Annotated in this window: 16 protein-coding genes; 4 read left to right on the plus strand and 12 right to left on the minus strand. The window is 69.6% G+C overall.

What is annotated here, in order from left to right; all coding sequences use genetic code 11:
- Positions 1 to 10 precede the first annotated feature (10 nt).
- A complete protein-coding gene (gene mca, locus ACFU7D_RS00290) occupies positions 11 to 997 on the minus strand; it encodes a mycothiol conjugate amidase Mca (RefSeq protein WP_378861765.1) in 987 nt (328 codons plus the stop codon).
- A 126-nt stretch (positions 998 to 1,123) separates the two neighbouring features.
- Between mca and ACFU7D_RS00295 the strand changes: the two genes are divergently transcribed.
- Positions 1,124 to 1,516, plus strand: a complete 393-nt coding sequence (locus tag ACFU7D_RS00295; RefSeq protein ID WP_378727311.1) for a DUF4307 domain-containing protein — start codon at positions 1,124 to 1,126, stop codon at positions 1,514 to 1,516.
- A 24-nt stretch (positions 1,517 to 1,540) separates the two neighbouring features.
- On the opposite strand, the gene greA is transcribed toward ACFU7D_RS00295, so the two are convergent.
- The 5 genes from greA to ACFU7D_RS00320 all read right to left on the minus strand — a co-directional run bounded on the left by greA (position 1,541) and on the right by ACFU7D_RS00320 (position 7,460).
- Entirely contained in the window at positions 1,541 to 2,050 is a 510-nt protein-coding gene (gene greA, locus ACFU7D_RS00300; RefSeq protein ID WP_378727312.1) for a transcription elongation factor GreA, read from the minus strand.
- 223 nt (positions 2,051 to 2,273) lie between these two features.
- Positions 2,274 to 3,485 carry a threonine ammonia-lyase gene (gene ilvA, locus ACFU7D_RS00305; RefSeq protein ID WP_378861835.1) on the minus strand — a complete coding sequence of 404 codons (1,212 nt, stop codon included), beginning with the start codon at positions 3,483 to 3,485 and terminating at the stop codon, positions 2,274 to 2,276.
- 1 nt (position 3,486) lies between these two features.
- Positions 3,487 to 4,926: an AI-2E family transporter gene (locus ACFU7D_RS00310; RefSeq protein WP_378727313.1), complete on the minus strand. Its 1,440-nt coding sequence runs from the start codon at positions 4,924 to 4,926 to the stop codon at positions 3,487 to 3,489.
- A gap of 10 nt (positions 4,927 to 4,936) precedes the next feature.
- Positions 4,937 to 6,304 (minus strand): glutamate mutase L, encoded by a 1,368-nt coding sequence (locus ACFU7D_RS00315; RefSeq protein ID WP_378861770.1) that lies wholly within the window; start codon positions 6,302 to 6,304, stop codon positions 4,937 to 4,939.
- Entirely contained in the window at positions 6,291 to 7,460 is a 1,170-nt protein-coding gene (locus tag ACFU7D_RS00320; protein WP_378727315.1) for a cystathionine gamma-synthase, read from the minus strand. Before ACFU7D_RS00320 ends, ACFU7D_RS00315 begins: the two co-directional genes overlap by 14 nt.
- A 105-nt stretch (positions 7,461 to 7,565) precedes the next feature.
- On the opposite strand from ACFU7D_RS00320, the gene msrA reads away from it, so the two are divergent.
- Positions 7,566 to 8,219 (plus strand): peptide-methionine (S)-S-oxide reductase MsrA, encoded by a 654-nt coding sequence (gene msrA / locus ACFU7D_RS00325; protein ID WP_378727316.1) that lies wholly within the window; start codon positions 7,566 to 7,568, stop codon positions 8,217 to 8,219.
- Between the two features lie 2 nt (positions 8,220 to 8,221).
- On the opposite strand, the gene ACFU7D_RS00330 is transcribed toward msrA, so the two are convergent.
- Positions 8,222 to 8,716 carry a GNAT family N-acetyltransferase gene (locus ACFU7D_RS00330; RefSeq protein WP_378861772.1) on the minus strand — a complete coding sequence of 165 codons (495 nt, stop codon included), beginning with the start codon at positions 8,714 to 8,716 and terminating at the stop codon, positions 8,222 to 8,224.
- The gene (locus ACFU7D_RS00335; protein WP_378861775.1) at positions 8,713 to 9,252 is read right to left on the minus strand and encodes a DinB family protein; all 540 of its coding nucleotides are present in this window, start codon (positions 9,250 to 9,252) and stop codon (positions 8,713 to 8,715) included. Before ACFU7D_RS00335 ends, ACFU7D_RS00330 begins: the two co-directional genes overlap by 4 nt.
- Positions 9,253 to 9,330: 78 nt before the next feature.
- On the opposite strand from ACFU7D_RS00335, the gene ACFU7D_RS00340 reads away from it, so the two are divergent.
- Positions 9,331 to 10,443, plus strand: a complete 1,113-nt coding sequence (locus ACFU7D_RS00340; protein ID WP_378861778.1) for a diacylglycerol kinase — start codon at positions 9,331 to 9,333, stop codon at positions 10,441 to 10,443.
- On the opposite strand, the gene ACFU7D_RS00345 is transcribed toward ACFU7D_RS00340, so the two are convergent.
- A complete protein-coding gene (locus ACFU7D_RS00345) occupies positions 10,433 to 10,618 on the minus strand; it encodes a hypothetical protein (RefSeq protein WP_378727320.1) in 186 nt (61 codons plus the stop codon). The two genes, ACFU7D_RS00340 and ACFU7D_RS00345, sit on opposite strands and share 11 nt — an antisense overlap.
- A gap of 159 nt (positions 10,619 to 10,777) precedes the next feature.
- Between ACFU7D_RS00345 and ACFU7D_RS00350 the strand changes: the two genes are divergently transcribed.
- Positions 10,778 to 11,581: an SDR family oxidoreductase gene (locus tag ACFU7D_RS00350; RefSeq protein WP_378861781.1), complete on the plus strand. Its 804-nt coding sequence runs from the start codon at positions 10,778 to 10,780 to the stop codon at positions 11,579 to 11,581.
- On the opposite strand, the gene ACFU7D_RS00355 is transcribed toward ACFU7D_RS00350, so the two are convergent.
- The 3 genes from ACFU7D_RS00355 to ACFU7D_RS00365 are packed head-to-tail and all read right to left on the minus strand — an operon-like array spanning position 11,578 to position 14,054.
- Positions 11,578 to 12,588 carry a GNAT family N-acetyltransferase gene (locus ACFU7D_RS00355; protein WP_378861784.1) on the minus strand — a complete coding sequence of 337 codons (1,011 nt, stop codon included), beginning with the start codon at positions 12,586 to 12,588 and terminating at the stop codon, positions 11,578 to 11,580. The two genes, ACFU7D_RS00350 and ACFU7D_RS00355, sit on opposite strands and share 4 nt — an antisense overlap.
- A gap of 43 nt (positions 12,589 to 12,631) precedes the next feature.
- Positions 12,632 to 13,261 carry a YigZ family protein gene (locus tag ACFU7D_RS00360; protein WP_378861787.1) on the minus strand — a complete coding sequence of 210 codons (630 nt, stop codon included), beginning with the start codon at positions 13,259 to 13,261 and terminating at the stop codon, positions 12,632 to 12,634.
- 13 nt (positions 13,262 to 13,274) lie between these two features.
- Positions 13,275 to 14,054: a TSUP family transporter gene (locus ACFU7D_RS00365; protein WP_378861790.1), complete on the minus strand. Its 780-nt coding sequence runs from the start codon at positions 14,052 to 14,054 to the stop codon at positions 13,275 to 13,277.
- Positions 14,055 to 14,070: the final 16 nt, after the last annotated feature.

Genomic DNA, 14,070 nt, shown 5'->3' on the forward strand with positions numbered 1-14,070 from the left:
TGAGAGACCCTCAGGCGGTGACGACCTTGCCGAAGCTGATCTCGCGACCGACAGCGGCCTTGCCCTCGTCGTCGGCGGTCGAGACGTCGAGACCGGCGAACAGATCGGTCTCCTCGCGCCTCTCCGCCTCCGGCACCGGCACGTAGGAGGTCGCCAGCTCGTAGTCCTCGGTCGGCCAGGCCTCCTTCTCGATCTCCCGGGGCACCGCGAACCAGGGGCCGTCGGGGTCGATCTGGGTGGCATGCGCGAGCAGTGCCTGGTCCCGCACGCCGAAGAACTCGGCGCACTCGACCTTCGTGGTGACCCGCTCGTCCCAGCCCGGATCCGGCTTCCAGGTCTCGAGGCGCTCCTCATAGGGCGAAGCGAGGCCGTGGCCCTTGATCGCCTCGTGAAGCGCGATCATCCGGGGGTAGTTGAAGGTGTGGCTGTAGTAGAGCTTCAGCGGCTGCCACGGCTCACCCGCGTCCGGGAACAGGTCAGGGTCGCCCGCCGCCCGGAACGCCTCCACCGAGACCCGGTGGCACATGATGTGGTCCGGGTGCGGATAGCCCCCGTTCTCGTCGTACGTCGTGACCACATGCGGCCGGAAGGAGCGAATGATCTCGACGAGCCGACGCGTGCTCACCTCGAGCGGGGTCCGGCCGAAGGAGCCCTCGGGGAGCAGCGACCAGTCCTTGGCCGCCATGTCCTTGACCTGCATGAACTCCTCGACCCAGCCGGAGTCGACGAAGCCGAGCCAGTCCTGCTTGATGCCGAGGATGTCGCGGGCGCGATGCATCTCCTCGCGGCGGATCTCGTGGATGTTCTCCAGGATCCCCGGGCGCTCCATCTTCGGGTTGAGGATGTCGCCCCGCTCGCCGCCCGTACACGTCGCGACATGGACGTCGACCCCTTCGGCGACGTACTTCGCGGTGATCCCCGCGCCCTTGCTCGACTCGTCGTCGGGGTGCGCGTGCACGTGCATCAGGCGGAACGCCTGCTGGAGCTGCTCTGGCATGAGTTCAATCCTAACCACGCTCCGTCTCACGGTTCGGTTACCCGCTCCCAGTCCGCGGACAACTTTGGTGGTAGGCGTCCGGGGACGGATGTGCGGTCTCCTTCGGCGGGATGGGACCATGTTCACGTGAGCACGCCGTCAGCCGAAGATTCCCGCATCGCGACCCGCTACGGCCGCGGCCCGCGCCGTCGGCCGGGCGTACTCATGATCGGTCTGATCCTCGCCCTGGTGGCGATCGTCGGCTGGTTCGGCTGGGCGCTCTGGCTGGCCCTGCACCCCGAGGTCTCCTCCGGGCTGGAGACGTGGGAGGCGGTCAGCGAGAACGAGGTCGAGGTGACCTTCGTCGTACGCCTCCACGACAAGGACGCGAAGCCGGTGTGCACCGTCGAGGCCGAGGACGACAAGGAGGAGAAGGTCGGCCACCTCGAGTTCACCGCCACCGAGGGGCGCCAGACGATCACCATCCCGACCGAGCGCCGTGCGCTGCGGGTCGAGTGGGGTGACTGCACGGTCGAGTGACCGCGCAGCGCACCCGCACGCGGATCAGGCGGTGAAGACCTCGGTCTTCAGGATCTCGACCTTGAGCGGCCCGCGAGGACCCTCGTAGGTCACGGTGTCACCGGCGCTGGCACCGATGAGGGCAGCACCGATCGGCGAGGCGGCCGAGGAGATCTCGACGCCGCCCGCGTAGTCCTTCATCTCGATCGACGCGATCAGGCGGGTCTCGGCCTCGTCGTCGTCATCGCCCTCGAACTTGAACGTGACCAGCTTGCCGACCGAGACGACACCGTCGTCCTCGGGGACCGTCGTGTCAGCCTTGCGCAGCAGCGCCTCGAGCTGCTGGATCTGACCCTCGAGCTTGCCCTGCTCCTCGCGGGCGGCGTGGTAGCCGCCGTTCTCCTTGAGGTCACCTTCGTCGCGGGCGGAGCTGATCTCGGCAAGGATCTCCTGGCGTCGGGGGCCCTTCAGGTATTCCAACTCCGCGGTCAGCTTCTCGAACGCGCCCTTGCTCAGCCAGATCGTGGCAGCGGTGGTCTCGGTCGACTGCGTCATGGGTTGCTCCTGATGGGTAGTGAATATAAATAAGGGGCGCCGGTCATCTCGATCACCGGCGCCTTGTCTCCCTCACGCTGGGCATACTTCACCCAGGCGGTTGTCCTGCGGGAGATCGTCAGAACTTTCAGTTTAACAAGGCAACCACACCTCGGGACAGTTCGCGACCGAAACGTTGCGCAATCTGACCTCGAGACCGTTCGACGGAACGTCAGGCGTGGCCTCAGTGCGTGGTCGCTGGATATCCCTTGCTGCGCAGCTGTTCGAGCACTCGCTGCGCGTGGGTCTGACCCCGGGTCTCCAGCTGGAGCTGAACGCCGACCTCGGCGAGCCGTAGGCCGGGGTTGGTGCGCGAGTGCACGACCTCCATGACGTTGGCCCCGGTGTCGCCGATCACCGACAGCAAGGTCGCCAGCGCACCGGGCTGGTCGGGGATCGTCACCGCGACCGGCAGGTAGCGCCCGGCCAGCGTCATGCCGTGCTGGATCACCTTGCCGAGCAGGAGCGGGTCGATGTTGCCGCCGGAGAGCACGACCACGACGGGGCCCTCGAAGGCGTCGGGGGCGTCCATCAGGGCGGCCACGCCGACCGCACCGGCGGGCTCGACGACCAGCTTCGCCCGCTCGGCGAGCGCGAGCAGCGCACTCGAGATCGCCTCCTCCGAGACCGTACGGATCTCGTCGACGTAGGTCTGGATCATCGGGAAGTTGGTCTCCCCCGGCAGACCGACGGCGATGCCGTCGGCCATCGTCGGCATCTTGTCGAGCCGGATCGGACGGCCCTCGCGCAGCGAGACCGGGTAGGCGGCGGCCGTCTCCGCCTGCACGCCGATCACCTTCACGTCGGGGTGCTTCGCCTTGATCGCGAGCGCCGCGCCGGCGAGCAGACCACCACCGCCGAGCGGGATGACGACCGTCTTCACCTCCGGCGCCTGCTCGAGGATCTCGAGCCCGATCGTGCCCTGGCCCGCGACGACGTCGGGGTGGTCGAAGGGGTGGATCATCACGGCACCGGTGCGCTCGGCGAAGGCCATCGCGGCCTCGAGGCACTGGTCGACGTACTGCCCCTCGAAGATCACCTCCGCGCCGTAGGCGCGGGTGGCCTTCTCCTTCGGGATCGGCGCACCCTCGGGCATGAACACGGTCGACGGGATGCCGAGGGTGGTCGCGGCCAGCGCGACCCCCTGGGCGTGGTTGCCCGCGCTGGCGGCGACCACCCCGTGCTTGCGCTCCTCCTCGGACAGCCTGGCGATGCGTACGAACGCTCCGCGAGCCTTGAAGGAGCCCGTCCGCTGCAGGTTCTCGCACTTGAGGATGACCGTGTCGCCGATCATGTCGGTGAGCCAGCGGGCTCCCTGGACAGGCGTCTCGGTGATGTGGTCGCGCAGCAGCTCGCGGGCCTCGAGGATGTCGTCGTACGTCGGCTGACCATGCATCTCAGGCACTACCTGCTCCGGGGCTCGGCGGGGGTGGGGAGGTCGGGCCGTTGGCCGGCGCCAGGGGTGGGGGCGACGTCGGCGCCTGGGCCTGCGCCGGGGCGGTGGCGGTCAGGTGGTTGGCCACCGCGTTGAGGGCGGCCACCAGCGGCACGGCCACGAGCGCACCGGCCACGCCACCGAGCACGATGCCGGTCGCGACCGCGAGGATGACGCCGAGCGGGTGGACTCGGACCCAGCGGCCGAGCAGGAACGGCTGCAGGCCGTGAGCCTCGAGCTGCTGGACCAGGATCACGCCGCCGAGCATCAGCAGCGCCGTCACCGGGCCCTGGGAGACGAGCGCGACCAGAACGGCGACCGCGCCGGCGACGGTGGCACCGATCAGGGGCACGAACGAGCTCAGGAAGACGAGCACGCCGATCGCCACCACGAACGGGACCTGCAGGGCCGCGGCGATGATCATGATGCCGACCGCGTCGACCGCGGCCACGATGACCGTCGCCCGGGTGAACTGGGTCAGCGAGACCCAGGCGACCCGGCCCGAGCTGTCCATCCGGCTGCGCGCGGCCCGCGGCGCGAGCCGGACCAGCCAGCCCCAGATCCGCTCGCCCTCGGCGCAGAAGAAGTAGGTGGAGAAGAGCACGATGAACAGGCCGGCGAAGACGTCGAGGGCGACCCCACCGACCTCGCTGACCCGGGAGAACGGGTTGGAGGCGTACGCCGCCGCCCACTCCTCCAGGGTGGTCTGCACCGTGTTGAGCCAGGTGTCGATCTGGGTCTCGCTCGCGTTGAACGGGCCGTTGATCAGCCAGTCGCGGATCTCGTCGAGCGCCTTGACGGTCTGTCCGGCCAGGTCGTTGAAGCCGTTGGCGACCTGCGTGCCGGCGAAGCTCAGCATGGCGATGACCGCCACGAGCACGCCGAGCACCACGAAGAGTGCCGAGATGCTCCGTCTGAGGCCGATCCTGGCCAGACCGTTGACGATCGGGGAGACGAGCGCGGCGATCAGCAGCGCGATGACCACCGGGACCACGACGATGCTCAGGTGGCCCAGAGCGCGGACGATGAGGTAGCCGGCGGCGACGATCACCAGGAACCGCCAGGCCCACTGCGCGGAGAGCTCGACGCCGTAGGGGACGTCCGTGCGGCTGACCGCCTTCGGCACCGTCACCGGCTCCGGCGCGGCCAGCTGCTCCTGGCGCTCCTCGCGCAGGCGCTCGAACTGGTTGACGAGGCGCAGCGCGAAGCTCTCCGCCGACTCGCGCGCCTCCGCGGCAGCCTCCTTGGCCACCTCGGCCGACTCTCGAGCGTCGGCCTCCTCCTGGGCATGGCGCTGTGCCTCACGCGCCTCGCGATTGCGTCTGAACGCGCCCGTCACCCGTTCGAAGCCATCCTTCGCGGTCGACTTCTCGCCATCGGGAACATCCCCCTGATCCGTCACCTGACAGAGGCTACCGGGAGGGTGTCAGGTGATTCGCAAGGTGCCGTGCAGTCGCGGGGTGCGACCGCGCGAGCATGCCCACCGCGGCCAGCACGTAGTCGCTGTCGACCGCGCGCAGCGGCTCCTCCGGGAGCTGCCATCCACCGCGGGCCGACCAGCGCATCACCCGCTTCTCGATGCCCGGGCGACCGTGCCTGAGTACGCCGCCGGAGCCGATCACCACGCCGACCCGGCGCAGGTCGGTGCCGGTGCGCTCGATGACCTTGCCGCTCGGCGACAGGACGACCCGTGAGCGCCCCGCGTGCCGCTGCAGGGCCGTGGAGATCGCGATCCTCGCCAGGAGCTCGTCGATGTCCCTGTCCTGCTCGGTGCGCGGCAGCCAGCCGGGGTGGTTGCGCCGATGCTCGACCTCGCCGGAGAGATCCGACTCGGCGAGGCTCGGATCTGAGTGGTCGGCCGCGGCGAGCGTCGTGGTCGCCGACCAGCGCATGCCCAGGTCGCCCTCGACGGTCCTGGTCACCGGGGTGACGGCGACGACCTCCTCGCGGACGTGCTCGGCCTCGGGGTCAGGGCGGACCACGCTGTGCACGTCGGTGGTGGCGCCGCCGACGTCGACGACGACCACGTCCTCGCCGAGCACCTCGGCCAGCGTCTCGACGCCCTGGAGCACGACGTCGGGGGTCGCCCCCTGGACGATCCGCCGGAAGTCGGACCGGCTGCTCAGGTTCTTGCCGCCGATCACGTGCTCGAGGAACATCTCCCGGACCGCCGCGCGGGCACTCTCGGGCGCCAGCACCCCGATCTTGGGAACGACGTTGTCGCAGGTCACATGGGGAACGTCGGCCAAGATCGCGTCGATCTCGTCGTTCGCGTCGCGGTTGCCCGCGACGACCACCGGCCCACGCCAGCCGGCCGCTGCCAGCGCCCGCGCGGCGCCGACGATCGCGTCCCGGTTGCCCCCGTCGGTGCCACCGGTCAGCAGCACCAGGTCGGGGGTTGTGAAGCTGAGCGTGGCCCCCAGGTCACTCTGGGCTTCACAACCCGCGGTCGCGACCACGGCGACGACCTTGCCGCCGCTGGACAGCGCGACTCGACGTCCCGCCTCGGCCGTCACCAGCTCCTCGTTGCCGACCACGGCGATCCGAAGACCTCCGCCGGCCGAGGAGCAGGCGAGGACCTCGGCGTCGGCTGCCCGGGAGTCCTGCTCGGTGAGAGCGGCCAGGCAGGCGTCGTACGCCTCCATCACCTCGTGCAGCGAGGTCGGCGCGCTCACGGTGCCGAGGATCTCGCCGGAGACGAGGTCGACGTGGAGTGCCTTGGTCCAGGTGGAGCCGAAGTCGACGCAGACGGCGGTCCGGGGCGCGTCAGCTCTGGTCAAGGGCCTGCTCGAGGTCCGCGACCAGGTCCTCGGCGTACTCGATCCCGACGGAGAGCCGGACCAGGTCGGCCGGCACCTCGAGGTCGGTGCCCGCGACCGACGCGTGCGTCATCCGCCCCGGGTGCTCGATCAGGCTCTCGACACCGCCGAGCGACTCGCCCAGCGTGAAGATCTTGGTGCGCTCGCACACCGCGAGCGCAGCGGCCTCGCCGCCGGTGACCCGGAAGGAGATCATGCCGCCGAAGCGCTTCATCTGCTTCTGGGCGGTCGTGTGGCCGGGGTGGGTCTCCAGCCCGGGGTAGATGACCTCGCCGACCTTCGGGTGCGAGGTGAGGAAGTCGGCGACGCGCTCGGCGTTGTCGCAGTGGCGGTCCATGCGCACGGCCAGGGTCTTGAGGCCACGCAGCGTCAGCCAGGCGCCGAACGGGTCGGCGATCGCGCCGGCGGCGTTCTGGAGGTAGCCGATCTTCTCGGCGAGCCCGTGGTCACGGACGATCACGGCCCCGCCGACGACGTCGGAGTGGCCCCCGACGTACTTCGTCGTGGAGTGCACCACCACGTCGGCACCGAGGGTGAGCGGCTGCTGCAGGTAGGGGCTGGCGAAGGTGTTGTCGACGACCAGCCGCGCGCCGGCCTCGTGGGCGACCGTGGCCAGAGCAGAGATGTCGGCGATGTTGAGCAGCGGGTTGGTCGGCGTCTCGACCCAGACGACCTTGGTCTTGCCCGGCTGGATCGCGGCCGCAACCGCGTCGACGTCGGCGACCTGGGCCGGGGTGTGCTCGATCCCCCACTGGCTCTCGACCTTGTCGATCAGCCGGTGGGTGCCGCCGTAGGCGTCGTCGGGGATGACCATGTGGTCACCGGGCCGCATCAGGCTGCGGATCAGGGTGTCCTCGGCGGCCAGACCGGAGGCGAAGGCGAACCCCTTCTCACCGTCCTCGACCGCCGCCAGCGCACCCTCGAGCGCGGTGCGGGTCGGGTTGGCGGAGCGGCTGTATTCATAGCCGTTGCGCAGGCCGCCGACGCCGTCCTGCTTGTAGGTCGTGGTGGCGTAGATCGGCGGGATCACCGCACCCGTCGTCGGGTCGGGCTCGTAGCCCGCGTGGATCGCCTTGGTCTCGAAACCGGCCTTGCCGAGGTGCTGCTGCTCGCTCACGCATCCGAGCCTACGTCCGATCCCACCTCGCGGCCCATCCGGGAACGTTCGCGCGTCGAACTGTGTTGGAGACTGGTAGCAACCCTGACTTTCTGGAGGTCACTCATGTTCGGTCGACCAGCACAGCTCTTCCCCGAGGACCGCACCCTCGCCGGGCGCGACCAGGCCCTCTTCGACCTGCCCGCGAAGCACCGCGTCCTGGGGACTGCGCTGCTCGCCTCCCCCGAGGACGGGACCGCGCCAGAGGGGGCCGAGGTGGCGTACTTCGGTCTCGGCTGTTTCTGGGGCGCCGAGGAGATCTTCTGGCAGACGCCGGGGGTCTACTCGACCGCGGTCGGCTACCAGGGCGGCACCACGGCCAACCCGACCTACGAGGAGGTCTGCAGCGGCCGGACCAACCACACCGAGGCCGTCCGGGTCGTCTTCGATCCCGCCGTGGTCTCCTACGCGGACCTCGTCAAGAAGTTCTTCGAGGTGCACGACCCGACGCAGGGGATGCGGCAGGGCAACGACGTCGGCACGCAGTACCGCTCGGCCCTCTACTACGTCTCCGACGCCCAGCGGGAGACCGCTGAGGAGCTGACCAAGGTCTACGGCGACGAGATCGCGCGGCGTGGCTATGGCGAGATCACCACCGAGATCCGCGAGGTCCCGACCTTCTTCGCCGCCGAGCCCGCGCACCAGCAGTACCTGGACCGCGTGCCCAACGGCTACCGCTGCCACGCGAACACGGGCATCGCGTTCCCCGCGAACGCCTGAGGTCAGGTCAGCGGCAGATACATCACGTGGAGGCCGACCCGGCCGTGCGACGTCGAGTCGAACGCGTCGGGGACGGTCCCGATGATCTGGAAGCCGAGAGACTGCCACAGGCGTACGGCGGTGGTGTTCGTCTCCACGACCGCGTTGAACTGGATGCCGTGGAAGCCGTTGTCCTTGTGCCACTGCACGCAGTAGTCGCCGAGGGTGCGGCCGAGACCCTTGCCGCGGGCGGCCGGGGAGACCATGAACGAGGCGGTGCCGATGTGGCTGCCGCGGCCGGGGCGGTTCGGACCCATCTTGGCGCTGCCCAGGATGTGCTCGTCCTCGGCGGAGCCCTCGACCGCGACGACGACGTGGTCGTACATCCACAGGTCCCTGGCCTCCTCCGAGGTGAGGCCTTCGGGGTAGGCGTAGGTCTCCCCCGCCTCCACGATCTCGGACCAGAACGGGTAGATCTGCGGCCAGTCCTCGGCCGTCGCTTCGCGGATCTGGATCACAGGTCCTTCTTTCCGTCGATGGCCTCGCGCATCAGGTCGGCGTGGCCGCAGTGGCGGGCGTACTCCTCGATCATGTGGACCAGGATCCAACGTAGGCTGACCGACTGGCCGTCGCGGGTCGTCCCGACCGCGATGCGGTCGAGGGAGCCGGCTTCGTCGGTGAGCTCGTTGGAACGAGCGATCGCGTCGCGGAGCAGGGTGCGCAGCGCTTCGGGGTCGTCCGTGGCGGCGCTGTTGAACTCCCAGTCCTGATCGTCGTCCCAGGGAGCCGTGTCGAACGGCGGCATCGGGCCGTTGCCGGCCAGACGTACGCCGAACCAGGTGTCCTCGACGTACGCCATGTGCTTGAGGAGCCCGGCCAAGGTCATGGTCGTGGGCGGGACACGGCGATTGAGCTGCTCGTGGTCGAGGCCCGCGACCTGCTTGAGCAGCGTCGCCCGGTGGAAGTCGAGGAACGTGCGCAGGGTCGTCTCCTCGTCCGCGACGTAGGGCGCACCGGTCGGATGGCGGGTGTCCTCGAAGAGTGCCTCGGTCATGGGCGTCAACGTAGCGGCGGGCGAGTTTCCTCCGCGAATCACTTTCGCCAAACTGAAACGCGTTCTAGATTTGGGCGCATGTCCTTCGCCTCCGGAAGTCCGCAGAGTCCCGACAAGCCGCTGAGAGTCGTCGTCTGGTCCACCGGGACGGTGGGACGTCATGCGATCGCCGGAGTCGATGCCCATCCCGACCTGGAGCTGGTCGGAGTCTGGACCTCGACACCGGCGAAGGCAGGTGTCGACGCCGGGGAGCTGGCCGGGCTGGGGCGCACCCTGGGAGTTGTCGCGACCACGTCGCGTGACGAGCTGGTCGCGCTGGCCCCGGACTGCGTCGTGCATGCCGCGATGACCGACGACCGGGTGTTCGAGGCGATCGAGGATCTGACCGGGCTGATCCGGGACGGGGTCAACGTCGTCTCCTCCGGGCCGGTCATCCTGGTCCACCCGCAGGGCATCCTTCCGGACGAGATGATCGCCGGCATCGACGAGGCCGGTCGGGAAGGTGGTGCGTCGCTGCACGTCAACGGCATCGACCCGGGCTTCGCCAACGACGTACTGCCGCTCGCGATCACGTCGCTGTCCCAGCGGATCGACCATCTCAAGGTCTCCGAGATCGCCGACTACTCGACCTACTTCCAGCCTGTCGTGATGAAGGACCTCTTCGGCTTCGGGGGCTCGCTGGAGAACAAGCCGTTCCTGTGGGAGCCCGGCGTGCTGAGCACCGCGTGGGGACCCGTCGTCCGGGTCCTCGCCGCCGGTCTCGGGGTGACCCTCGACGAGCCACTCGTCGAGCACGTCGAGCGCCGCCCGGCGCTGAAGGACACCAAGACCGTGTCGGTGGACATCGCCGAGGGCACCCAGGGGTCCGTACGCTTCACCGTCACCGGCACCGTCGACGGCATCCCCCGCATCACCCTCGAGCACGTCACCCGCACCGACGCGGCCTCCGACCCCGACTGGCCGGTCCCGGCGACCGGCGACGGCTGCTACCGCATCGAGGTCACCGGCGAGCCGTCGATGACCGTCGAGTTCAGCCACCACGGCGAGCACGGCGACCACAACGTCTCCGGGATGATCGTCACCGCCCAGCGACTGGTCAACACCATCCCCGCCGTCGTCGCCGCCTCCCCCGGCCTGGTGAGCCCGCTCGACCTCCCCCTGATCACCGGCCGCGGCCTGGTCACCCGATGATCGAGGCGTCACTGCGGTCGGCCGAGGCGTCACGTACGTCGCGCGAGGCGTCACTCCGGTCGCCCGACACGTCAGGTGCGTCTGCCGACACGTCACTCCCGTCGCCCGACACGTCACGTACGTCGCCCGACACGTCACGTACGTCGCCCGACACGTCACTCCGGTCGGCCGACACGTCACCTGTGCCATCTCGGCCAGCGCAAGTGACGCCTCGAACGGCCGCAGCGACGTCTCGACCGACGCAGGTGACGCTTCGGCCGACGTACCTGACCTCTCGGCCGACGCACCTGACCCCTCGGCCGACCGGCCTGACGCTTCGACGTGAAGGAACCAGATGAGCATTCTCGAACGATTCAGACTGACCGACCACGTTGCGGTCGTGACGGGGGCGGGGCGCGGGATCGGGGCGGCTACGGCGGTGGCGCTGGCGGAGGCGGGGGCGGACGTGGTGATCGCGTCGCGGACCGAGAAACAGCTTCGCAGGGTCGCCGAGAGGATCGAGGCGGTGGGGCGGCGGGCGCTGGTGGTGCCGGCGGACCTGGCCGACACGGCCGCGACGGCGGCGTTGGCCGAGCAGGCGTACGAGGAGTTCGGGCGTCTCGACATCGTGGTCAACAACGTGGGAGGGACGATCCCGAACACGTTCCTCGACACCGACGAGGGCTACCTCGAGGAGGCCTTCCACTTCAACGTGACCACGGCCCACGCCCTGACCCGGGCGGCGGTGCCGTACCTGGTGAAGAGCCCGGACGGGCAGCAGTCGGTGGTGTCGATCAGCTCGATGATGGGACGCACCGCGGGCAGGGGCTACCTCGCCTACGGGACCGCGAAGGCGGCGCTGGCGCACTGGACACGGCTGGCCGCGACCGACCTCGCGCCGCGGATCAGGGTGAACGGGATCTTCGTCGGCTCGGTGCGTACGAGCGCCCTCGAGTTCGTGGCGGGCGACGACACCATGCGCGGCGAGATCGAGTCGAAGACCCCGCTCGGACGCATCGGGGACGCGGAGGACATCGCCGCCGCGGTCGTCTATCTGACCTCCCGGGCCGGGCAGTTCGTCACCGGGAAGATGCTCGAGGTCGACGGCGGCACCGAGGCGCCGACCCTCGACCTCAAGCTCCCCGACGTAGGCGCCTAGACGGTGACGTCCTTGTGCCAGGACTCGGTGACGTAGTCGGTCACCCAGCCCATCGACTTGTAGAGCCCGTCGGCCCCGGTGGGGCTGTCGGCGTCGACCTCGAGCGAGACCCGGTCACGGCCGCGCTCGAGGGCGTCGCCGATGACGACATGGAGCAGCCCCTTCGCCACCCCGCGGCCCCGAGCGTTGCGGTTGACCCCGATGTACTCGACGTACGTCCCCTCGACCCCGGCCGCATTGGCGGGCAGCACCGAGGCGACCAGCGAGCCGGCAGGCAGGAGGGTCTCCGGGTCCTCAGGATCGTCAACATAGGCCAGCCACCAATGGTTCCAGCGATGGCCGGGATCCTCGCGGAGACGCTGCACGAATTCCGGGAAGCTCTCCCGGTAGGAGTTGAAGTGGTCCTGGAAGGACTCCTCCAGCGTCTGGTGGACCGTCTGCAGGTCGGACGCGACGGGCATCCCGTTCTCGTGCGTCTCGACCGGCCGGATGGTGACTCCTGCACGCAGCGCCGGGATCTCCTCGTCGGGATGCACGGGCCGGCTCATGTGGAGCCAGGTGCGTTTGTTGGTGAACTCCGCCGCGGCCAGCCACTCTCGTTGCACGGTGTCGTCGGCGAACGGGCTGGCGTCGAGGTGCGACTCGGTGATGCCACGCAGCTCGGCCATCGATCGGGCCTGGTCCTCGAGCCAGGCGTAGAGCCCCGCCGCGACCTCGGCGGCCTCGGCGGCCTGCGCGATGGTGCGGTCGACGTAGAGGTAGACGAGCGTCCGCCCGGCGGCGCGGTCGTGGGCGATGGCCCAGGCGCGGATGTCTCCGTCGGGGTCGACCGCGACGACTTGCTGGCGGGTCCAGGAAGCGGGGCCGGCGATCTCGCCGGTGATGGCGTCGGCGTCGACCTTTCCGGACCCCTCGAAGGGCGTCTTGTCGGCTGCTCGGAGCCTCAGAAGTGCGGGCAGATCGTCGAGGTCTGGAACCTTCGTCGTCCATCCATCAGGGAGTTCCACGGGCGTCTCGCTATGGTCGCTCACCCATCCATTGTCCCAAACGTCAGGGACGGTCGACCCACTGGTCCGTGCCGGGGACCAGCACAGACGCCCCTGCGGTGAGTTCTGCGAGCAGCGCTTCGAGGCGTTTCTCCTCGGCCGGCGGGGCCCCGATCCGCAGGGTCACGGCGGCCCCGTAGGTGGTGTCGAGGACGGCCACCCCGGACGATCGAAGGTCGGTCTCGAGGCGGCCGGAGGCGTCGTACGGAACCTCGATCGAATACTCCCGGACGAGCTCTCGCCTCACCGTCCCGACCTCGGCCAACGCGGTCCGGACGGCGTCCGAGTAGGCCCTCACCAGTCCTCCTGCACCCAACAGCGTCCCGCCGAACCAGCGGGTCACCACGGCGACCGTGTCCGAGACTCCCGCGCCGCGGAGCACCTCGAGCATCGGGGCGCCCGCGGTGCCGGCCGGCTCACCGTCGTCGTTGGAGCGCTCGACGGGCTGGGGGGGAGGGCCGATCACGAAGGCGGAGCAGGTGTGGCGGGCGTCCCAGTGCTGCTTGCGCAGCCGCTCGACCACCGCCCGCGCGTCGGTCTCGTCCTCGACCCGGGCGAGCGTGCACAGGAACCGGGAGCGCTTCTCCTCGATCTCGACCGCACCGTCACGGGCGATGGTCAGGTAGTGCGTCACCCCATAGCCCCCATCACCACAGTCCCAGCACGCTGCCGCCGATGCGGATGATGAACCCGGCGACCACGACGATGAAGAAGACGCGTACGAACCCGGCGCCCTTCGCCACCGCCGTCCGCGCCCCGAGGTAGCCGCCGATCAGGTTGCACACCCCCATCACCAGGCCGGTCTTCCACAGCACCGCACCCTGCGGGATGAAGACGATCAGGGCGGCGAGATTGGTGGCGACGTTGGCCATCTTCGCCTTCGCGCTCGCCTCCAGGAACGAGTAGCCCAGGAGGCCGACGAGCCCGATCACCAAGAAGCTGCCGGTCCCGGGGCCCAGAGCGCCGTCGTAGAAGCCGACCGCGAAACCGACCACCATCGCGCCGATCAGGTGCCGGTGGCCGTCGTACCTCAGCTCCGTCGCCTCGCCCAGGGACGGCTTGAAGAGCACCCACGCCCCGACCAGGATCAGCGCGACCAGGACGATGGGCTCGAAGACGGACTCGGGAAGGTACGACGCCACCCCCGCCCCCAGCGCAGAGCCGGCGAACGCGAGGATCATGAGCGGGATGAAGGTCTTCGGGTCCGGGCCCACACGCCGGTAGTAGGTCGCCGCGCTGATCGAGGTGCCGAAGATCGAGGCCAGCTTGTTGGTCGCCAGGATCTGCACCGGCGCGGCGCCGGGGAGGAACAGCAGCAGCGCGGGGAGCTGGATCAGCCCGCCTCCGCCGACCACCGCGTCCACATAGCCGGCGGCCAGGGCCGCGAGCGCGAGAAGGGCAAGTACGTTCAGCGTCTCCTCGGGCACGAGCGCAGGTTACGTG

It is taken from the genome of Nocardioides sp. NPDC057577, from assembly GCF_042801335.1.
In the GTDB taxonomy this organism is placed as follows: Bacteria; Actinomycetota; Actinomycetes; order Propionibacteriales; family Nocardioidaceae; genus Nocardioides.